Annotated in this window: 20 protein-coding genes; 16 read left to right on the top strand and 4 right to left on the bottom strand. The window is 34.8% G+C overall.

Features of this window, described 5'->3' with window-relative positions:
• Nucleotides 1-400: 400 nt before the first annotated feature.
• The 14 genes from CHB72_RS26590 (at nucleotide 401) to CHB72_RS12950 (ending at nucleotide 16,812) form a co-directional block, all read left to right on the top strand.
• The gene (locus CHB72_RS26590) at nucleotides 401-568 is read left to right on the top strand and encodes a response regulator (protein WP_176431362.1); all 168 of its coding nucleotides are present in this window, start codon (nucleotides 401-403) and stop codon (nucleotides 566-568) included.
• A gap of 26 nt (nucleotides 569-594) precedes the next feature.
• Complete coding sequence (locus tag CHB72_RS13010) at nucleotides 595-870, top strand: transposase (protein ID WP_089283312.1); 276 nt, start codon at nucleotides 595-597, stop codon at nucleotides 868-870.
• Between the two features lie 202 nt (nucleotides 871-1,072).
• Entirely contained in the window at nucleotides 1,073-1,663 is a 591-nt protein-coding gene (locus CHB72_RS13005; protein ID WP_089283311.1) for a TetR/AcrR family transcriptional regulator, read from the top strand.
• 2 nt (nucleotides 1,664-1,665) lie between these two features.
• Complete coding sequence (locus CHB72_RS13000; RefSeq protein ID WP_089283310.1) at nucleotides 1,666-2,376, top strand: ABC transporter ATP-binding protein; 711 nt, start codon at nucleotides 1,666-1,668, stop codon at nucleotides 2,374-2,376.
• Nucleotides 2,376-4,733 carry an ABC transporter permease gene (locus tag CHB72_RS12995; protein WP_089283309.1) on the top strand — a complete coding sequence of 786 codons (2,358 nt, stop codon included), beginning with the start codon at nucleotides 2,376-2,378 and terminating at the stop codon, nucleotides 4,731-4,733. The genes CHB72_RS13000 and CHB72_RS12995 overlap by 1 nt, the downstream gene beginning before the upstream one ends.
• A gap of 130 nt (nucleotides 4,734-4,863) precedes the next feature.
• A complete protein-coding gene (locus CHB72_RS12990; protein ID WP_089283308.1) occupies nucleotides 4,864-6,096 on the top strand; it encodes an efflux RND transporter periplasmic adaptor subunit in 1,233 nt (410 codons plus the stop codon).
• A gap of 173 nt (nucleotides 6,097-6,269) precedes the next feature.
• Nucleotides 6,270-8,273 (top strand): transporter substrate-binding domain-containing protein, encoded by a 2,004-nt coding sequence (locus tag CHB72_RS12985; protein WP_176431361.1) that lies wholly within the window; start codon nucleotides 6,270-6,272, stop codon nucleotides 8,271-8,273.
• Nucleotides 8,251-9,603: a sigma-54-dependent transcriptional regulator gene (locus tag CHB72_RS12980; protein ID WP_089283306.1), complete on the top strand. Its 1,353-nt coding sequence runs from the start codon at nucleotides 8,251-8,253 to the stop codon at nucleotides 9,601-9,603. Before CHB72_RS12985 ends, CHB72_RS12980 begins: the two co-directional genes overlap by 23 nt.
• Nucleotides 9,604-9,966: 363 nt before the next feature.
• The gene (gltS, locus tag CHB72_RS12975; protein WP_089283305.1) at nucleotides 9,967-11,199 is read left to right on the top strand and encodes a sodium/glutamate symporter; all 1,233 of its coding nucleotides are present in this window, start codon (nucleotides 9,967-9,969) and stop codon (nucleotides 11,197-11,199) included.
• Nucleotides 11,200-11,257: 58 nt separating this feature from the next.
• A complete protein-coding gene (ftcD, locus tag CHB72_RS12970) occupies nucleotides 11,258-12,154 on the top strand; it encodes a glutamate formimidoyltransferase (RefSeq protein WP_089283304.1) in 897 nt (298 codons plus the stop codon).
• Between the two features lie 344 nt (nucleotides 12,155-12,498).
• A complete protein-coding gene (locus CHB72_RS12965) occupies nucleotides 12,499-14,130 on the top strand; it encodes an ABC transporter substrate-binding protein (RefSeq protein WP_089283303.1) in 1,632 nt (543 codons plus the stop codon).
• Nucleotides 14,131-14,151: 21 nt separating this feature from the next.
• Entirely contained in the window at nucleotides 14,152-14,751 is a 600-nt protein-coding gene (locus CHB72_RS12960) for a DUF6305 family protein (RefSeq protein WP_089283302.1), read from the top strand.
• A gap of 47 nt (nucleotides 14,752-14,798) precedes the next feature.
• Nucleotides 14,799-16,172 carry a sensor histidine kinase gene (locus CHB72_RS12955; protein ID WP_089283301.1) on the top strand — a complete coding sequence of 458 codons (1,374 nt, stop codon included), beginning with the start codon at nucleotides 14,799-14,801 and terminating at the stop codon, nucleotides 16,170-16,172.
• 4 nt (nucleotides 16,173-16,176) lie between these two features.
• A complete protein-coding gene (locus CHB72_RS12950) occupies nucleotides 16,177-16,812 on the top strand; it encodes a response regulator (RefSeq protein ID WP_089283300.1) in 636 nt (211 codons plus the stop codon).
• 122 nt (nucleotides 16,813-16,934) lie between these two features.
• Here CHB72_RS12950 and CHB72_RS12945 read toward each other — a convergent pair whose 3' ends face one another.
• The 4 genes from CHB72_RS12945 to CHB72_RS12930 form a co-directional block, all read right to left on the bottom strand.
• Nucleotides 16,935-17,297 carry a hypothetical protein gene (locus CHB72_RS12945; RefSeq protein WP_089283299.1) on the bottom strand — a complete coding sequence of 121 codons (363 nt, stop codon included), beginning with the start codon at nucleotides 17,295-17,297 and terminating at the stop codon, nucleotides 16,935-16,937.
• Nucleotides 17,298-17,651, bottom strand: a complete 354-nt coding sequence (locus CHB72_RS12940) for a hypothetical protein (RefSeq protein WP_089283298.1) — start codon at nucleotides 17,649-17,651, stop codon at nucleotides 17,298-17,300.
• 70 nt (nucleotides 17,652-17,721) lie between these two features.
• Complete coding sequence (locus tag CHB72_RS12935) at nucleotides 17,722-18,480, bottom strand: lipase family protein (protein ID WP_089283297.1); 759 nt, start codon at nucleotides 18,478-18,480, stop codon at nucleotides 17,722-17,724.
• A gap of 7 nt (nucleotides 18,481-18,487) precedes the next feature.
• Complete coding sequence (locus CHB72_RS12930) at nucleotides 18,488-18,688, bottom strand: CARDB domain-containing protein (protein WP_089283296.1); 201 nt, start codon at nucleotides 18,686-18,688, stop codon at nucleotides 18,488-18,490.
• A gap of 119 nt (nucleotides 18,689-18,807) precedes the next feature.
• Here CHB72_RS12930 and CHB72_RS12925 point away from each other — a divergent pair, with 119 nt between their 5' ends.
• Together CHB72_RS12925 and CHB72_RS12920 are read left to right on the top strand one after the other, a co-directional pair.
• The gene (locus tag CHB72_RS12925; RefSeq protein ID WP_207652550.1) at nucleotides 18,808-20,337 is read left to right on the top strand and encodes an AbgT family transporter; all 1,530 of its coding nucleotides are present in this window, start codon (nucleotides 18,808-18,810) and stop codon (nucleotides 20,335-20,337) included.
• A gap of 242 nt (nucleotides 20,338-20,579) precedes the next feature.
• Nucleotides 20,580-22,307, top strand: coding sequence for a sigma 54-interacting transcriptional regulator (locus CHB72_RS12920; protein WP_176431360.1), 1,728 nt, complete (start codon nucleotides 20,580-20,582; stop codon nucleotides 22,305-22,307).
• Nucleotides 22,308-22,360 lie beyond the last annotated feature (53 nt).

Here is a 22,360-nt window from a genome sequence, read left to right as displayed (position 1 = left end):
CTATGAGTACAGACCACGAGTTTTGTATATACTCAAACAAAGAATTACATCTGTTCGAGTACTATAAGTACTATATTTTACTATCACGAGTTATCTTAAAAACATTTTTCCTCTTTGAATTTAAATAGTTGTCATAATCAACACCTTGCATTAATCCTTCCTAGTCTTTATATCGGCAGGTTATTATTTGGATTTAACATTTTTATAAAAAAAAATCAAATTTTTCTAACATTATACTAATCGTAAAATTTTTAATTTATAATTGACTACTTTCTAAAAAATTGCTACGATATGCATGGGTACTTATGCCATTTTCTAAACTGAAAAATTGAATGTAGACCAAATTTACATAGGTATTTTAAGTTAATTGACAGTAGAAAAGATTGGGTGATTAGATTATATGTCAATGTATAGTATATTGATTGTAGATGATAATGGTGAAGTGCTGGAAGTCCTTGAGATATATTTAAGGGAAGCCAGGTATGATGTTTATAAAGTGTCAGATGGTTTGCAAGCGCTTAAGACCAAGGGGACGGTTCTATTGGTTAAATCACCTCTAAATTTATGATAGCATATATTTGGAGGTGATTTTTTATGCCAAGAAAAGCAAGAGAAAAAAGTGAAAGTGGTATCTATCATATAGTTTTACGGGGAATTAATAAGCAAATTATATTTGAAGATGAGGAAGATAATGTAAAATTTATACAGACATTAAAAGAATATAAAAATAAAAGTAGATATAAGGTATATGAATATTGTCTAATGGGTAATCATGTCCATATCCTTCTACAAGAGTTAGAAGAGGGACTATCCACAAGGCAAATATCGAGATTAACAGGAGTCAGCAGAGGAGTTGTTCTAAAAGTCTAACCAAAAGAACCGTCCCCGTGGTTTACGTGGTTTAGTCCCCGTGGTTTAAACCTGCCGTCCCTGTGGTTTTTCCGTGGTTTTTTCGTTTTTGTTTATAAATGATATTGCCAGTTTTTGTAGAAAGATATATAATAAAATTATACTCTGGAGGTACAAAAGTACAAATTTGCCTTAAGATTATATTGAGTTCAGGAGGTGTGATATGGCTACACAAAGTGAAATAAAGTACAAACGGTTGATGGAGAAGGCGGAAGAACTCTTTGTAAAGTTAGGTTATAAAGCAGTCTCTATGGATGAGATTGCAGAAGCAGCTGGAATTAGCAAGATGACAATCTATAAACACTTTCCTTCAAAGGAAAAGTTATTTTTAGAGGTTGTATTATCTCTTATGGATAGAGTCTCTGCCATGTTTGAAGAAGAGATGAAAGAAATACCCGGAACCTTGGAAAAAATAAACTTTATGATGAACTACAATTTGAAAGATTCGAAGAATTATTCTTTTGCTTTTTACAAGGATGCTATGGAAATCCCCTATGTTACAGAAAAATTGCTGGAGGAAAAGTATAGAAGAGGTAGAGAAATATTTGAATGGATTATAAAGGAGGGGGTAGAAAAAGGAGAAATAAGAAAGGTGAACACATCCATTATGACAGATATGTTGATGATGATGACTGAAGGATTTGCAGAAAAGTATTTCGATAAAATCAAGACCCAAGAAGATCCAAGCACTTTAGCAGAAGGCTTTTATGATTTTCTCAAATATGGACTATTAGGGGGAAAAGGGGTGGAATAATTATGGAAAACGATACTTTAATGAAGGTAGAAAATGTCAGCAAACTCTATCAGATGGGAGAAGTAACAATAGCAGCTGCAAAAGAAGTATCCCTTGAATTATACCAAGGAGAATTTGTTGTCATACTGGGACCCAGTGGCTCAGGGAAAAGTACCCTTTTAAATATCTTAGGAGGAATGGATTTACCGACTGAAGGTAAGGTTTTTATGGAGGGAGAAGATGTTACTGGATATAACGATAGAAAGCTAACGATTTATCGTAGAGAAAAAGTGGGATTTGTTTTTCAGTTCTATAATTTGATGGCAAATTTAACTGCTAGAGAAAATGTAGAACTGGCTACAGAAATTTGTAAAGATGCTTTGGACATTGACGAAGTATTAGAGGCAGTAGGGTTAGGGGATAGAAAAGAACATTTCCCAGCCCAAATGAGTGGTGGTGAACAACAACGGGTGGCCATAGCAAGAGCAGTGGCAAAGAATCCTGCTTTGCTATTATGCGATGAACCGACAGGAGCTCTTGATTTCAAGACAGGAATAAAAATTCTTACGCTGTTGAGAGAGATTAATAAAAAATATAATAAGACCGTTATCATTATTACTCACAATGTACCTATCGGAGAGATGGCGGATCGTGTGATTAAAATGAGAAGTGGAGAAATTATAGAGACAAAGATCAATAAGAATCCAATTCATCCTGAAGGGATTGAGTGGTGATGAAGAAATTAGATGTAAGGTTATTGAGATTAATTAAAAACTCCAAAGGGCAATTTATTTCTATTGCAGTGATGGTAATTTTAGCATTGACCATCTATGTTTCCTTCAGTATGGTGGCGGATAACCTAAATGATTCCATATTTCATTATTATGATGTTACTAACTTTGGGGATGTCTTTGTAGAAGTAGTGAGAATACCAAAGACAGCAATAGACCAGTTGCATAGGATAGAAGGTGTAGAAGTAGCTCAGGGACGAATCAGCAGTGATGTACCCCTTAGGGTAGAAGATCCTAACGAAAAAGTAAGGGTCAGGATTGTTTCTCTCCCGCAGGAAACGGAAGCCATTAATGGACTATATACGATAGAAGGAAGAGAACTCCAGGAAAATCCTAAAACTACAGTGGTACTGCAACAATTTTCTGACGCTAGAGGAATCCAACTGGAAGATAGGATAACACCCTATATCGCAGGGCGAGAGTATCCGCTGGATGTAGTAGGTATCGTAGGTAGTCCTGAATATATTTATCTAATGGAAAATGAAGAAGCATTGTTACCAGCACCAGAAAAATTTGGAGTTATCTATGTTACAGAGGATTTTGCCCAATCAGCTTTAGGGTATCAAGGAAGCTACAATGAGGTAATGATTAAGATCAATGAGGAATATATTCATCGAATAGACAGCATTGTAGATGAAATAGAGGATGAATTGGATCGCTATGGAGTGAGGCGAATCGTTAAAAGAGAGGATCAGCTAAGCCATAGCATGATGATGCAGGAAGTGGAGCAGTTAGAAATGATGGCTACTGCCATTACTTTATTATTTTTAATTGTAGCAGCGGTGATTATCAATGTTATGTTATCCAGAATCGTCAAAAACGATAGAATGTCCATTGGGGTAATGAAGGCATTGGGATATAATAACCTCAGTATATTAGGGCATTATACTAAATTCTCATTGCTTATTGGCTTGGTGGGTTCCATTATTGGGATTATCCTCAGCATACCACTGTCGATGGCATTTACAAATATGTATATTTTATATATGAACATTCCTATGTTCCAGATGAAGGTTTATTATACCTATTTTGTATATGGCATCCTGTTAACCAGCGCATTTTGTATATTATCAGGGTTGATGGGGGCCAGAAGTGTTTTAAAAATATTGCCTGCCGATTCCATGCGACCTGAGGCTCCTAAAACAGGAGGGAGAATTTGGTTAGAAAGAGTTAAATTTATCTGGAACAGAATTTCCTTTAGCTGGAAAATGGTGATTAGAAATATATTGAGGAATAAAAGAAGAGCCCTCTTTCTAGTGATGGGAATTGCATTAACCTATGCCATCACCATGGTACCAGTTTTTATGTCCTCTGTCTGGAACAATCTGTTTATGCTGCAATATGGAGAATTCCAAACGATGCAGTATAATATTGATTTTGCTGCTCCTATGAATCATAATGCCTTGAGGGAGCTGTCTAAAGTCATTGAGGTGGATCGTATAGAACCAAAAGCAGAGGTTCCCTTCGAATTAAGAAATGGATGGAAGAAGAAGGCTGTAAGTATTATTGGCGTACCAAAGGATACGGAGTTTTATCATTTTAAAACTCCAACAGGTGAGTCAGTAGACCTACCTAGAAATGGAATTATATTAGTCGATAGACTGGCTAGCACCCTCGGAGTGAGTACAGGAGACGAAATCATAATAAAAAACTTTATGCCGGATAAAGAGGATCAATCTATTGAGGTAAAAGGAATTGTTGAACAATATTTAGGAACCAATGCCTACATGGATATTGAGGCAATGAATGATCTGCTGGGAGAAAAGGGTGTGATTACCGGAGTATTGGTAGATTCAAGGGATAAGGTGGTTCCTAAGCTACAGGATGTAAAAAATATTCGACAGGTGCAATCGGTGGAGGATATGAAAAATAGCTTTTTAGAGTTTATGGATATGATGATCTATTCTGTAGGGGTAATGATGTTATTTGGTGGAATATTAGGATTTGCCATCGTGTACAATGTTACCATTATCAGCATCAGCGAAAGAATCATGGAGTTTTCTTCCTTAAGGGTACTGGGCTTTGATAAAAAAGAAATCTACAAAATGGTTACTAGAGAAAACGGACTGATGACTTTTCTAGGTATACTGTTGGGAATGCCGCTAGGATATGCTATGTCTGTTGGTATGGTATCCTCTCTTGCAATGGATATGATTACCATACCTGTTATTATCAATCCAAGTAGTTATGTCATAACAGCTATTGCTACTATGTTTTTTGTTACGATAGCTCAGTTGGCCACCATCAGGAAAATTTATAAATTGAACTTTATGGATGCTTTGAAAAATAGAATTTCCTAGGAGTAAACTATAGCTTCGGAGACATAAAAAGCTATCATATTTTAAACAAAAAATCGAAGGACAGAGGAGACAGTGGCCTTAGCTTTGGCCTCGATCTCAACCTGATTTTTCATAGGGGGATGTGAAAAAAATGAAGAAAAAAATCGTTGGCATCATAGCTATTATAGCAGTTATTTCAGTAGGAGCAGTATTGATGATGAATAGAAGCAAAGCTGTAGAAGTAGAGGTTGCAGCTGTTGAAAAAGGCAATATAGCAGAGTATGTAGAGGAATTAGGGCTTGTAGTATCAGAAAATAAAGGAAGTGTTTTCTCTCCAACAACTGGCAGGGTGACGGAGGTCGTAGTAGAAGTAGGTGACCAGGTAGAGAAGGGAGAAGTGCTAGTAAAAATAGATAGTCAGCAGCTTGCCCGAGAGATGATGGAACTAGAAGCTAAAAAATCCGAAGTAATGGCTCGATATAATGAAGAGACGAAGCCTATAGATTCTAGGGAAATTGAGAAGCTGGAATCGCAGCTGGCTACTCAAGAAAGAAAAGTGCAGGAGGCGGAAAGAAAACGGGATAATAACAAAACCTTATATGAAGCAGGAGCCATTAGCTATGAGGAGTACCAAGTTATCATCGTTGATCTAGAGCAGGAAGTGGCACAGCTTGAAGAGATTAATTTAGATTTAGAATTGCTGAGAAAGCCAGTTTCAGAAAATATCGCCTCCCAATATGAGGCTCAGCTTAGACAACTGGATATCCAGATGGAAGATCTAAGAAGCAAGGGAAAGGATTTTGTTATCACTTCTTCCTTAACGGGAACAGTGATGATGAAGGAAGTAGAGGTTGGCAGTTATTTGCAACCAGGAATGCAGGTGATGGAGATTGGAGATAAAGAAGCCTTATATATTGAAAGTGATGTATTGGTGTCTGAAATAGGAAAGGTAAAGGTAGGCTCAGCTGTAGAAATTTCCCATAAGGACTTAGGGATCGAGGATGTAAAGGGAACCATAAGAAAAATCCATCCACAGGCATTTAGCAAAATCTCTGATTTAGGGATTGAGCAGAAAAGAATTAAGGTGGAGATGGATATAGAGGACACTGTGGAAGGAATTCGTCCTGGCTATGATTTAGATGTCAAAATCATTGTTAACAGTAGAGAAGATGTACTGCTGATTCCAGAAAATGCCGTATTTCAACAGAATGGGAAGAACTATGTCTTTGTTAACGAAGGCAATGCTGCAGTATTAAGGGAAATCCAAAAAGGGATTGAGAGCAAAAGACAGGTGGAGGTAATCACTGGCCTGCAAGAAGGGGAAGAGATAATTCTTTCGCCAGATGAAAAATTGGAAAAGGGAATTGCTATAAAAGTCCAATAGTCAATAACGGTATATGCAGGGGACAGTTTATTGTGATAGAGTAAAATCTTTATTCACAACAAAGACTGTCTCCTGTCATGTTTTTGAATCTGTCATCCTGAGGGGTAGCTATGATATAATTACTCTAAAGAATGAGTTGAGACAACTATAGAAGCTTGGAGAGGATGACCCTTTTGAAGAAAACAATTGCCTTTGTTACAACGCTTATCATAATCGCTTATGGTGTGTTGGCTTATTTTGAAGTTTTCAACACGATTACCTTTTTTGGAGAAACTGATTCTATCACATTAAGGATTGCGGGGGATAGAAATTTTCCTCCTTATGAATATATAGATGAGCATGGGGAATACATAGGATTCAATGTCGATATTATTAGAGCTATTGCCTTGAGTACGGGTATAAATGTGCAATTTTATCCTATGGAATGGCAAGAAACCAGTGAAAAATTGCAGGCTAAAGAGGTTGATGTGATTCAAGGCATCAAGATAACAAAGGAACGGGAAAAGTACTATGATTTTTCTGATGCCTACTTAGAGAATTCTCAATCGATTTTTGTTTTAATGGATACAGAGATTGAAAAATTAGAGGATCTTAGCTTTCAAAGAGTTGCTATACAACAGGGAGATGTGGCGATTACTAATCTAAAAGCTCTATGGGAAGTGAAAATTATTTTTACAAGTGATCAAGAGGAGGCTATGAGAAAGCTATTAGTGGGGGAAGTAGATGCTTACATTGGTAACACGTTAACAGGTGCTTTCTTGATCAATCAACTAGGGGTTAGGAACCAGGTTAAAATTGTGGGGGAAATGTTAAATCCCAGCAAATATGCTGTAGCGGTGGCGAGAGGAGATGTTTATACCCAGCATATCATTAATAAAGGTTTAAAAGAAATCAAGCGAAATGGAACCTATGATAAAATTTATAGGAAGTGGTTTGGTCAACCTCTTCAATTTCCCAGCTGGTACAAACGAAAGATCATCGCAACCATAGGGATTGCTATATCTTCTCTCTTAATTATGATTTTGTTTCTTTATCGATGGAATTCCTCCTTGAAAAAGGAGGTTGAAAAGCAAACCTATGAGATTCAAGAGGTGAATAAAATCTTAATCGGACAAAATAAGGAAATCAGTAGAGAAAAGGATTTTAGAGAAAAAATCCTACAGAATATTTTCATAGCGGTGGTTACCATTAACAAGGAGGGACGGATATCCTTTGTAAATCAATTGGCTTATCAGCTATTAGGATCTCAGGAAGAGGGGCGGCTGGTAGGAAATCCCTATAGAGAAACCCTGTTAGAACAGCTATTTTCCCTAGATAAGCTGCAAGAGGGAAAGGGAGAAGAAGAAATCTATATTCAAGGAGAAAAAAGGCTTTTATATTATGATATTAGAACCATTACCAATATTAATGGAGATATGGAGGAGGTTATTCTTTTCTTTAGAGATGTTACGGAGGAAAGAAAGCTACAAGAAACTATAAGAACTAAGGACAAGCTACAATCTTTAGGGAATTTAGTTGCCAGCATTGCCCATGAGATAAGAAATCCATTGACCTCCATTAAGGCTTATGCAGAGCTATTGCCTAAAAAGTTTAACAATACGGAGTTTCAGAAGTTGTTTTCTACAGATATCCCGTTAGAAATTGATAGAGTAAACACCCTAATCAATGATTTGTTAGAATATGCAAAGCCCAGGAAGCCCTTCCGTGAGAGGATTCATCTACAATCTGCATTAAATGGAGTCCTAACTTTACTGAAAAATAAAATAAAACAAGAGAAGGTTCATATTGAGAACCATATAGATGAAGCTATTTATATTCATATGGACAAAAATCACTTGAGACAAGTATTGTTAAACATGATTTTAAATGCTATTGAAAGTATGGATAAAGAGAAAAAGAAAATTACTTTTTCAGCAGAAATTAGAGACAAAAAAATACTTTTAAATATTAAGGATAATGGATGTGGTATAGATGAAGATAGCATTCACAAAATCTATAATCCCTTCTATACAACAAAGTCTAACGGAACTGGCTTGGGATTGTTTGTAACCTTTCAGCTTTTAGCGGAAAATGGAGTAGCCTTAAGCTATGAGAGTGCTTTACAGGAGGGAACAATTTTTACCTTAACATTTACTAGAGAGGGGGAAGATTTCATTGCAGAAGCTATTAATTGTTGACGATGAAGGATCCATAAGAAATTCCCTAAGGTTCACCCTAGAAGATAACTACCAAATCTACACTGCTGGAGATCAGGTATCTGCAGTGGCAATCGTGAATGAAGAGGATATTGCCATCGTTCTTTTGGATTTGAAATTAGGGGAGGATGATGGAGTAGAGGTATTAAAAGAGATAAAGGCTTTAAAGCCAGAAGTAATTACGATTATGATGACTGCTTATGGTACCATTGAATCATCAGTTGAAGCCATCAAATCAGGGGCTTTTTATTACGTTACAAAACCCATTAATTCAGAAGAACTCTTGCTATTGTTGAAGAGGGCAGAAGAATATATTCACCTCAATAGTAAAATTAGATATTTGGATCGCCATATTCAGCAGAAGAATTCTCGATACAATATTGTTGGATCCTCTAAAAAGGTGAAGGAAATTTTTTATTTGATCGACAAAGTAAAGGATATCGATAGTAACATATTGATTACTGGAGAGAGTGGTACGGGTAAGGAGCTAGTTGCAAGAGCTATTCATTTTGAAGGAAAAAGGAAAGATAAGCCATTTCATGTAATTAATTGCTCTGCCATGCCGGCAAATCTATTGGAAAGTGAGTTGTTTGGTTTTAAGAAGGGATCCTTCACTGGAGCCTTTGAGGATAGAAAAGGAATTATTGAGCTATCTCAAGGGGGAAGCTTATTTCTAGATGAGATTGGAGATATGGAGGTTAGCCTTCAAACAAAGCTGCTGAGGGTAATACAGGAGAAGGAAATTCGACCTATTGGTGCTTCGACAGGGATCACTGTAGATATAAGATTTATTTCTGCTACCAGTAGGGATTTAAAGGAGGAAACATTACTGAATCGGTTTAGAAAGGACCTGTTCTATCGATTGAATGTAATTCATATACCTATGCCTCCTCTACGGGAAAGAAAGGAAGATATTGCAAAGTTAGTAGAATTTTTCATAAAGAAATATAATGAAGCCTTCTCTAAAAACCTTCGGGGTATCACAGGAAAGGCATTGGAAACACTAGAACGATATAAATTTGAAGGAAATGTACGAGAGCTAGAAAACATTATTGAAAGAGCGGTGGCCTTAACGCAAAATGATTTTATTGACCAAGAGGATTTACCAGAGGATTTATCGAGAGTAGAAAATATCGTTAAATCCTCAAAGGGTTTTATTCCGGTTCATATTGGAGAAAGCATGAAGGAAATAGAACAAAAGGTAATGGAGGCAAATCTAGAATATTTTAAGGGAAATCGCAAGAAAACATCAGAGGCTTTAGGTATGAGCGAAAGGGCATTGAGATATAAGATTAAGGAGTATAACCTATAAAAGAGATATAGCACCCTGCAATTTTTACCGAAAGGAAAAATTTGCAGGGCATTTTTGTAGTTATTGTAGCTTCAAGGAGGATTAAGATTTGTTGTCATCTATCTAATGCCTTGAAATAGCTGATTCTAAAAACCTTCATATAATTATTAAAAAATTTGAAATAATGGCACACAAATTGCTTTTATTATCAATATACGCTGATAGCCTTAAATTTTAATATCCATGGTCTACGGTTTCGCCCTTGACAAAAGGACATGGTCAAGGACTGCAAATGTAGCCCTTAGTGTATTGAAATTAGGATTTGTGAGAGTATGTCTATAGTTAGTGAGAAGAAACCATTAATAATTAAAGGAGGTTAATCAAATGAAGACAGAATTACTAGAAGGTATCTTGACCTTGAAGGTAGATATGATAGCAACCTTAGCTATGGCAGTTTGTCTACTTCTAATTGGGTACACGCTTAGAAAAAAAGTAGCATTCTTTGAAAGATTTTGTATTCCTGCTCCAGTGATCGGAGGACTATTATTTGCAATCATTGTTTTAATTCTTAAGATGTCCAACATCATTACCATTCAATTGGACACAACCTTTCAATCACCATTTATGATCGCCTTTTTTACCACTGTAGGATTAGGTGGAAGCTTAAAATTATTAAAAAAAGGTGGTGTTTTTCTTATCATCTATTGGCTGCTTTCCGGAGCCTTAGCTATTTTTCAAAATATCATAGGTGTAGTTTTTGCTAAGGTTACAGGATTACATCCTATGCTAGGAATCATGGCGGGAGCTGTTTCTATGGAGGGTGGACATGGTGCAGCTGCGGCCTTTGGGCCAACAGCAGAAAGTATGGGCTTTGCGGGAGCAAGCACAGTGGCCTTATCAGCTGCGACCTTTGGATTAATTGCAGGAGGATTAATCGGAGGACCGATTGCTAGGTATTTAATTGAAAAAAATAATTTAAAGCCTGAAGAGGTAAATTCTTTAGAGCTAGAAACCTATAGGGAATTAGCAGCTACAGGAGAAAAATCTGAAATCACCTCTAACCTTATGTTTGTTCACATTGCTTTAATCACCGTATGTATGACAGTGGGGGCTATGGCCAGTGGATGGTTCTCGGAAGCAATTGACTTTGCACTACCAGGATATGTAGGTGCTATGTTTATTGCAGTTATTTTCAGAAATATTAACGATCAGGTAAAAATAGTAAAATTAGATCAACATTTAATTGATTTAATTGGTAATATATCTCTAGGTACTTTCCTATCAATGGCTCTAATGAACTTGAAGCTATGGGAATTATTTGATCTAGCCATTCCTATGTTTGTAATTTTGGTTGCTCAGGTAACTTTTATGGCAATCTACTGTATATTTGTTTGCTTCCCTCTATTGGGCAAAGGTTTTGATGGTGCCATTATGTCAGCTGGTATGGCGGGACATGGTTTAGGGGCCACGCCAAATGCCATTGCGAATATGGGTGCTGTTACAGAAAAGTATGGACCATCTCCAAGAGCCTTTTTAGTGGTTCCTTTGGTAGGTGCAGTTTTAATCGATATTGTGGCATTACCTACCATCGTATGGTTTATGAATTTCTTCCAATAGAATAAAATTTACTTAATATTAGAAAGATATCTATTAAAAATAAGAGGAGGACTATGATATGGCAAAAATAGTAGAATGTGTTCCAAACTTTAGTGAAGGTAGGAACAATGAAGTAATAGAAGCCATCGTAGAGGAAGTAAGAAGGGTTGAAGGAGCCAAATTGTTGGACTATTCTTCAGATAAAAGTCATAACAGGACAGTGGTAACCATCGTAGGGAAACCTGAAGCAGTAACAACAGCTGCCTTCAATTTAGCTAAAAAAGCAGCAGAATTAATTGATATGTCAATCCATGAGGGTGAGCATCCAAGAATGGGGGCTACTGATGTGATCCCCTTCATTCCAATCGCTGATGTAACAATGGCAGAGTGTGTAGAGATGGCTCGTGAAGTAGGCAGAAGAATGGGAGAAGAGTTAAATATCCCTGTATATCTTTATGAAGATGCTGCCACAACACCTCAAAGAGGAAATCTTGCAGAGGTAAGAAAGGGACAATATGAAGGTTTCTTTGAAAAAATTAAAAAAGAAGAATGGAAGCCAGATTTTGGACCCGCAACAATGAATGTAAAGGCAGGAGCTACAGCTGTTGGGGCTCGAGTACCGTTAGTTGCTTACAATGTTAACCTTGCAACAGATAATATAGAGATTGCAAGTGCTATTGCAAAGAAGGTAAGATTTTTAGGTGGAGGATTAAGATATGTAAAGGGAATTGGCGTTATGCTAGAAGAGAGAAACATAGCGCAGGTTTCAATGAATTTAGTGAATTATGAAAAAACCGCTATTTATCAAGCCTTCGAAATGGTTAAAATGGAAGCTCAAAGATATGGAATAGCTGTAATAGGCAGTGAGGTAATAGGCTTAGTTCCTATGAAATCCTTAATTGATTGTGCTGAATATTATTTACAGATAGAAGACTTCAGTATGGATCAAATATTAGAAAAAAGAGTAGCTGAATAAAGGGGAAAAGAGAATAGAATATAAAATAAAGGATAGAGCAGCTCTTCGCAGAAGGGTTGCTCTATTTTACTTATGCAGATTTTGTCATTATTTACTTGATTCAGCAAGATTAGACAGTAGAAAAGTCCTTGAAGGTTGGTGTAAAATAAAAATACTAATATTGATTTAAAAGATAAAAAGGAATAGGTAGTAGAATATAGAAATAGTATAACGAAGGATAAAGTTGCTTAAGGAACATTCCAGATAAGACAATGCTATAGGTGCTTGAAACCATTTGACTTGAATAAGCAAGTTCTATTGTTCATATTGAGTAAAAAAGGGTCGATGATTGGAGGTGCATTTGATTGAAAACACATCAAATTTTATTAATATTCGCTATCATTCTTTTCTTTTCTATAAGCTTAGTTCTTCTGCTAGAATCTCCTATAATAAATATAGATTATGTACTAAGTAATATTTCTAAAAGCTCTCCCGATTATAAAAAGTTGATTATAGGAAGAGCAAATGAATCTATTAGTCTGGATCCGGCTGTTACAACAGATCAAGAATCCTTTAAAGTGACAGTAAATATTTATGATAATCTGGTAAAATACGAGAAAAATGGTATTGGTATGGTTCCATCCCTGGCAGAAAGCTGGAAAACCACAGAAGATGGTTTGATATGGGTATTTAGATTAAGAAAAAATATAAAGTTTCACGATGGAACTAATTTTAATGCCCATGCTGTTGCTTTTAATTTTAATAGGTGGATGAATTCTGAAAGTCCCTATCATACAGGCCATTTTAGTTACTGGAACTATAATTTTGGCGGTTTTCCTGGTATAGTAAAAAGTGCTACAGCTCTATCGGATTATTCTTTAGAAATAGTTCTAACTAAACCCTATGCTCCTTTTTTGAGTACATTAGCCCTTCCTTCCTTTGGAATAGCAAGTCCAGATGCAATGATGAAATATAACGAAAGCTTCAAATATCATCCCATAGGAACAGGACCATTTTCACTTAAAAGCTGGGAAATGGGTGAAAAAATTACGCTAGAAAGAAATCGAAATTATTGGGGAGAAACCCCAAAGCTTAATGAAATTGAATTTAGAACAATACCATCAAATGAAAAAAGAATGATGCTGTTAAAATTAGGAGAAATTCATATGGTGGATAATTTAGTTCTAGACGATATACAAAAGATAGATGATTCAGATGATTTACGACTACATGCTAGACCTTTTTTTAATATTGGATATTTAGCTTTAAATAACACAAAGGAGCCATTAAATAAAAAGGAAGTACGCAGGGCAATAGGTCATTTAATAGATAAAGATGATATGATTAAAGAAGTATTTAACTATTTAACTCGACCAGCAAATTCTTTTTTGCCTCCTGTAGTATGGGGATATAATGAAACGATAAAATCACTAGAATATGATGTTGATAAAGCGAAACAATTATTGAAAGAAGCAGGCCTTTCAGATGGATTTGAAATCAATTTATGGGTGATGGATTCGCCAAGAGATTATTCTCCTGATCCAATTGCTTTAGCAGAATTTATAAAAGAAAGTTTAAATAAAGCAAATATTACTGTCAATATTGAAGTGATGAAGTGGGATCAATATATTGATAGGATTAAGGATGGAGATCATGAAATGGCTTTAATTGGTTGGAACGGTGATAATGTTGACCCAGACAATTTTCTTTATACTTTCTTTGCATCGGAAAATATAAAACCTGGACTAGCTAGTAATTATTCATTTTATAATAACCCTCAAGTAGATTTATTACTATCTCAAGCTAGACAAGTTACTGATATGGAATTTAGAAGGAATATATATAGAGAATTGCAGGGGATTATTCACAGTGATACCCCATCTATCCCTTTAGTTCATACAATGCCAACGATAGGAGCAAGAAGCGCTGTTAAAGGTTATGTCCCCCATATCATTGGAGAAGAACCCTTAGATCAAGTGGATTTACTTATTGAATAATAATTGTTGGAGAAGATGAGAATGAAATTAAAAACTTTAACGGTAATTAGCTTTACTACTTTATTAGTAATTTCCTTTATGCTGAATACCTTTGTGGACAAGAAGACATATAGAGATTTACAGGCATTACCTTCTTTACCTAGACCAATTGCTAAGGAGATGGTATTAATTACTTCTGCTGGTCAGAGCACTGATGCCTATATGATAAAAGATATAGCTAATAAACTAATGCTTCATAATTTCTTTATGCCTCAAGCGGTAGAACCAGATTTAGAGAATATAAATACTGTAGTTTTTGTGGCTGGATATAGTGATATAGGAGAAAAGCTACAGGAAATATCCTTTCAAGATGAAAAAAAGAGAATTGACAAATTATTAAACAGTGTAAAAGAAAAAGAGATACCTATCATAACAATATACATTGGTGGCAATTCAAGGAGAAATAGAAAAACAGATATGCTTTTAAAGATGACTTGTAAAGAGTCAGATTATATTATTAGTACAACAGATTCTAATTATGATCAATTTCTTTCAAATTTAGCTAAAGAACACAACATACCCATAACATTAGTTGAGGATATTAGGGATATAACGGAACCCTTTGTATCCGCCTTTCGTTAGCATTACAAGGTTGTTTGATTGAAATCACTATAAAAAGAGGGGAAACTATGGACGCGGAAAATTTAATGCAAGAAAAGAAATACATGATAAGTGCCTTGGTGCTTTTTATTACAAGCATATTGTGGCCAATCATAACAGAAGCTGTATGGTTTAATATTGTTGTACAAATTAGAGAAGCTATCAATACGGGAGATAGTGGCCAATTAATATTGGCTTCTGCTACAAGTAGTATACTATTTACAACACAAAACACTTTGCTATTTTTAAGTGTAGTTGTAGGAGGTCGGTTACTTTTAAATCAATGGATATTGAAAGAAAACATTTTACTAATAGTTCAAATTACTTGCTTCGTCATGCTTAATATAATTATCTCTAAAATGTTGTCAATTCCTTGGGAACCTATTACTACAATCGTTGCTATGATTTCTTCTTGTTATTTGATTAGAAAGGGACGAAGACAAAGTCATTATTTTTTTCAATCAACAGTAGTATCTATACAAGTCTTTTTCGCTTTTCAATGGTTAAATATAATGCCTATCTTTTCAGTTTATAGATTTGGGCAAAGTGATATTCCTATAAGTATAAAAATTGCAGGCGTTTATTTGAATAGTAGTTCTGTATTAAATTTTATAGGCTTTTCATTCTTTATTCCTTTATTTTTTTCTGCTGTAATTACATCTACGCTTTTTCAAAGCCATGCTCAAAACATTGCTATTGTAAAGGAAAATTATTTAAAGGAAAGGGCTTTGGAGTCAATGAAGACTAAGGCTATGGGAAATAGAGTATATTTAGAAATCAATTCTCTTGCCCATGATTTAAAAACCCCTTTAGTTACAATAAGAGGTTTAAATTCATTACTTTTAATTTCAGGAAACCAAGAAAAATTACAGGACTATTGTAATAAAATTGAAAATGCTGTTGAAAAGATGAGTGAAATGGTTACAAGTTTTTTATATGGTTCATCAAGACAAAAAATGAAGGTTGAGAAACTAATCACTTATATTAGGGCTCAAATACCTGTAGAGGATGAGAAATTGAAGTTAGAAATAGATATAGAAGAAGGTTTATCTGAGATTTATGTAAATAAAGTCAGGGTGGTGAGAGCTTTAATAAATTTGATAGAAAATGCAATTATTGTACCCTGCAACGATACTTATAAGAAAATTATCATTGAAGTTAAGGGGTTCATGGGAGGAATTAGGATTTCAATAATAGACAATGGAATGGGTATTAAGCCTTCAGATTTACCGCATGTTTGGGAAATTGGTCATTCTACCAATAATACGACTGGTTTAGGATTACCCTTTGCAAAGCAAATCATTGAAGAAAATGATGGTAAGATTGAAATAGCCAGTATTTTAGAGGAAGGTACAAGAGTAAATGTATTTTTTCCGTCGGTTGATAGGGAGATAGAGGAGTGATATTGTGAAGGAAAACGAAAATACGAAAGTGTTGGTTATTGATGATGAAGCAGATATATTATATACAATAAAAGAAATTTGTACCTATTGTGGATATGAAGTCATTACAACTCAAAGTGGTAGGGAAGGGTACAATCTATGCAAGAGAGAAAAACCTAATTTAGTTATTGTTGATTATCATATGCCCAATTGGGATGGTTTAACTACGATAAAAAAAATTAAAGAGTTAGATCAGGCAGTAGCTATTTTAGTATTAACTGTGGATGAGAGACAGGAGATCTCTGATAAGTTTATGGAGGTTGGAGCCACAGATTTTGCTATAAAACCTATCAAGGCACCTGATTTGATTGCAAGGATGAATGTAAACCTTAAAATAAATAGAATACAGCAAAAAATGATAGAGGATAGAGAAAGTATCTTCGTAGATAAAGGAATTAGTCCAGCTACACTTTCGATAATTATTGAATACTTGAGAAAACAGAATTCTGACGTTACCATTGACGATATAACCAGCAATGTAAATTTAGCATATCAAACAGTTCATAGGTATATACAATATTTATTAGAAGAAGAAAGACTAGAGGTAATACCAATTTATGGGAAATTAGGACGGCCTAAAAATAGATATAGGCTTTTATAACAACCTGAGAGAATAATCCAATTATTCTCTCAGGTTGTGCCATAATAAATTCATCCTTCTAAAGAGGAGGTGAATACAATTGACACATGTAACAAAAGCAAAAGCAGAGTACATAGCGAAGGCTATAACGGCAGTTGCGGCTTAATATTCTCTGTAGCTTTTTTAAGTAAATTATTACTTAACTTAGTATTAACCCACGAACATAGTATCGGAATAATCGTTATCCACCATACAGGTCGTAATCTATCATAAGCTATAGCAAAATGATTATACATAGAGAAGTATGGAATATATGAAACAACGTTAAATTTTAAAAATCCATTATTGATTTGTTGTATTTTTTCCGCTTTTTTAATGGTAAGCACTCTATCATCATCATAATATAATCCCAAAAACATAACCCCCAAAAGCATAACGATTGGTATATTATATATTAGCATAAAGGTAATAACCAAAAAAGACATTATCAACCATTCAGAATCCATTTACTTCACCTCCTTAGGCTTTATATCCTCTGTAGCTTTTTTAAGGAAATTATTACTTAATTTAATATTAACCCATGAGCATATTATAGGAATAATCGTTATCCATAAAGGTGGTAATCTATCATAAATTATAGTAAGAAGATAATACATATAAAAGTATGGAACATATGAAACAACATTAAATATTAAAAATCCATTATTAATTTGTTTTATTTTTTCTGCTTTTTTAATGGTAAGTATTCTATTATTATCATAATGCAACCAAAAAAACATAACGATTGGTATATTATATATTAGCTTAAAGGCAAATAATAAAAAGCCCATTAACCAAAGGATTACTGACTCCAAATCCACTTACTTCACCTCTTTAGGATATATATTCTATTCGTATTATATTATACAATTATATAATATAAAAGATAATTTAATTATAATTATAGGCATAAAAGTATTTTATGGAATGTGCAAATCTCTTATCAATTGGGAATGTTACTACTTTACCTACATGACAATAATAATGCGCTTCTTTTACTAAATCTGTGTCTATAACAAAGTTTGTGATTTTACTCATATCTCCTTTTAAAATTTCAGTGAAAATTTCTAGTTCAGTGGTATTAACTCCAGGGGCATTAAAAGTATAACACTTTATAAAGTTGCTTGATTTTACACCTTCTAACTTATTTAAAGATATATTTCCAGCTGTCCATTGAGCTAAATACCCCCCTAAAGAATGTCCTGCAATATAAAATTTTGCATTCTTGGTTTCTGGATCCTTAGCAAAATCCTTAATTACAGCTTCGGCTTGCTTTCTTTGACTTTTTACAATATCTAAACCAACTTCAACAACATCAATTAAATAATCGAGCGGTTCATCTGATCCAGTAAAAAGAATTGCATATTCATCTGTATGTTGATTTTTACAAATTAAATATTCAAATCCAGAAGTACCATAACCTTTTTTTACTTGTGTCCAGTTACTATACCCTGTGGCGTGTAAAAGATCATTAACATCTCTATCAAAATAAGAACAATGGGAAAGGGTTAATAGCTGCATATATAGGGATTTATCTTTTGCAGGAACAGTACTAGTAATAGATATACTTTTTTTGTTGTTTTCTCTGTTTGAGTCGCCAGCAGTCTTGTCCTTATCTACCTCATTTGTAATTTTATATTTACCAAGCATTAAACCATCAACTAATCATCCCTGGTGAAAGAATATTTACATTTATATCTCCAATTTTTTTATCATCTTCATACACTCTTAAAAGCAAAGCACCTGAATTCTCAGTACCAACATTATGTACTTTAACAGAAAAAGACATTTCCTTGCCTATTACATGTGGTGATTCGTCATTTGGTTCAACTTCAACAGTCTCAAGAGAATAATCCAATTATTCTCTTTTTTCTCTCTCTTTTTTTACAGAGAAATATGTTAGAAAAATCCATTTCTTATTTTAGCTATTTATAATAGTAGTGAAAGTAAAATAAAAAAAAGAAAAGGGGAGAAAAAATGGAAACAAAATCTATGGTAGCTAAGAAACCGAACTTATTTAATAAGTTTCTGAACGGAGTAGAAAAGGTGGGTAACAAATTACCACATCCAGTTACGATCTTCTTGATATTATCCTTAATTGTTATTATCGTTTCTGAAATCGCTTTTAAAGCTGGATTAACTGTAACCTACTACAATGCAAGTGCCAAAGCAGATACTACTGTAACGGCAGTTTCCTTGATGAACCCAGAAGGCTTACAGTATATCTTTAACTCAGCTACAAAAAACTTTACTGGTTTTGCTCCATTAGGAACGGTTTTAGTAGCAATGCTTGGGGTTGGTGTTGCGGAGGGAACAGGTTTAATTAGTGCAGCATTGAAAAACTTAGTACTTAGCACTCCTAAAAAATTGATAACCGCTGTAGTTGTATTTGCGGGTATCATGTCAAATGTTGCTTCAGATGCTGGTTACGTTGTTCTTGTACCACTTGGAGCAATCGTTTTCCTAAGTTTTAACAGGCATCCTTTAGCAGGTTTAGCTGCTGCATTTGCTGGTGTATCTGGCGGTTTCTCTGCCAACCTTTTAATAGGTACGATAGATCCACTCTTAACTGGGATTACAAATGAAGCGATTCGTATTGGTGGATTTGACTTTGAAATTTTGCCTACCGCTAACTGGTACTTTATGATTGCTTCTACTTTTCTGTTAACCATTCTGGGTACGTGGGTAACAGAAAAGATTGTTGAGCCAAGACTAGGAGAATACAAAGGTAAGCAGTTGATTGAATCAATGAAGGTTACGGCAGAAGAGAAAAAAGGTTTGATAGCAGCCGGTATTTCTCTGCTAGTATTTGGAGCTGTTATGGCATTTTTAACAATTCCTTCAAATGCATGGTTGAGAGCTGAAGGTGTGCTTGCACCATTTATAAGCAATGGTCTTGTTCCTAGCATTATGCTGTTCTTCTTAATTCCAGGTTTAGCATTTGGCATTTCTTCTGGTTCCGTTAAGAATGATAAAGACATTGTAAAGCATATGAGCCAAGCTATGGCAGGAATGGGTGGATACTTAGTCCTTGCCTTCGCAGCAGCTCAATTTGTAAATTACTTTAGTGAAACAAAATTAGGCATCATATTAGCTGTTAGTGGTGCAAATTTCCTTGAATCTATAGGGTTGAGGGGGCTACCCTTAGTAATGGGATTTATCATCGTTGCAGCCTTCATCAACTTATTTATTGGCTCGGCTTCAGCAAAATGGGCGATTATGGCGCCTATCTTTGTTCCAATGCTGCTCTTGTCCGGAATAAATCCAGAATTCACTCAATTAGCCTATAGAATCGGTGATTCTACTACGAATATCATTACTCCATTAATGTCATACTTTGCAGTTATTGTTACGTTTGCTCAAAAATACGATGAAGATACAGGGATTGGTACGCTGATTTCATCAATGCTTCCTTATTCTCTAGTATTTTTAGCTGGATGGGCTGTTCTTTTGATCGGATGGTATTTCAGTGGATTACCAATCGGGCCAGATGCATTTATGAGATAATTGCTAAATAATATGAATACTACATGAGACATCAAGAAGGAGTCTTACGTAAGTGAAGAAAAACAGGAGCATATCAATATGATATGCTCCTGTTTTTTATGGTAATTTGTTTTTAAAAATAGAGGACAGTCCTTAGGTATGTGTCAAATTATCTTCCTAATTATGGTACAATGATATTAGTATAGAAGGAAGCTTGAAACAAGAGTCTACTTGAACTCATTAAAGGAAGGAGGTGGATTACCATGGAAAATGATAAAATCCATGAGAACTTTGATAGAGTATTAGATATGGTCTTTAATGGGGTTGCTATTTTTGACCTGCGAGGGAAAATTAGCTTTTGTAATAATAGCTTTGCAGAAATTATAGGAAAAGACAAAGATATATTGATGGTTAAGGATTTTTCCAGTATATTTCAAAAAAAGCTGGAGAAAATCGAAGAAAATCATCAAGAAAATCAATTTACAAAAGAAATACAAATTCATCATAAGCAACTACTCTGTAGGGTAACACCTCTTTGTGTTGGAGAAACAGCCATTGGTAAAGTAGTGGTGATTAAGGATATTACAAAAGAAAAAGATGCAGGATATCAACTAAAGGAACTAAAAGAAAGCGTGGAGATGATTGGGGAACTTTTTGATAATGCATATTACGGAATGGTTTTTGTAGATCATGAAGGTAAAATTGTTAAGTGGAACTATGAAAAACTCATGGGAATTAAGGAAAAAGATGTGTTGAACAAGTATGTTGAAGATGTTATTGAGAATACTAGATTGCACATTGTTGCAAAAACAGGAGAGAAAGAAATTGGAAGTATTCAGAAGATACAAGGACATGATATGATTACTAGTCGTGTCCCCATTGTAAAGGATGGAAAAGTTATTGGAGCTGCCGGGACAGTGATGTTTAAAGATGTAAAAGAATTAAAAGCTTTGGCGAAAAAATTAGAATTATTAGTTAGTACAGTCGATAGATATAAAAGAGAAATCACAAAGTTTTATGAGGCAAAGTACACTTTTAAGCATATTATCTCTGAAAATAGACATATGCTTTATTTAAAAGAAATTGCTCGTAAAGTAGCGCAAGGCAATTCTACTGTATTGATACAAGGAGAAAGTGGAACTGGAAAAGAAATATTTGCCCATGCCATTCATAATGCAAGTCTTCGTAAATATGGAAGCTTTGTGACAATAAACTGTGCATCTATTCCTAAGGAATTGTTAGAGGCAGAGTTATTTGGTTATGAAGGGGGAGCGTTTACGGGAGCAAAGCGAGAAGGAAAACTGGGGAAATTTGAGCTAGCCAATGAAGGAACCATTCTATTAGATGAAATAGGAGCCATGCCTTTAGAAATGCAGGCAAAGCTTCTTCGTGTACTGGAATCCCATGAATTTGATAGAGTAGGTGGAACCAATCCACTAAAATTAGATGTGAGAATTCTTGCTTCTACTAATGAAAACTTGGAGGAAGCTATCAAGAAAGGAACTTTTCGACAGGATTTATATTATCGACTCAATGTAATAAGGATAGAAATTCCCCCTTTAAGAGAAAGAAAAGAGGATATTCCCTTACTGACTAAATATATCATTGAAAATTTAGCCAAGGAGCTTGAAATGGTACCGAAGGAAGTAACCTCCCAGGCCATGAAGCTGCTATCTGCTTATGATTGGCCTGGCAATATACGAGAACTTGGGAATGCTCTAGAAAGAGGCATGAATGTCTCCTATAAAGATAAGATTGAACTAGAAGATTTACCAGAATATCTTTTGAAAAAAATACCTGTTGAGAAAGAAGATCAGGAGAAATCCCTAAAGTTAAAGGATATTATTGCTGATGCAGAAATCAAAGGAATCTTAGAGGCGCTTAAGGAAAGCAATGGAAATAGAAGCCTTGCTGCAGAAAAACTAGGAATTCACCGGACTTCTTTGTATAAAAAAATAGATGCCTATGGATTAGATATTAAAAAGATTTAGTCTGATAGCACTGCTGTTGTATAAAGTAGGATACAAGCATCTTTCGATTGTAG

It is taken from the genome of Anaerovirgula multivorans, from assembly GCF_900188145.1.
GTDB lineage: Bacteria > Bacillota > Clostridia > Peptostreptococcales > Natronincolaceae > Anaerovirgula > Anaerovirgula multivorans.
This window is presented reverse-complemented; position numbering and strand designations above follow the sequence as displayed.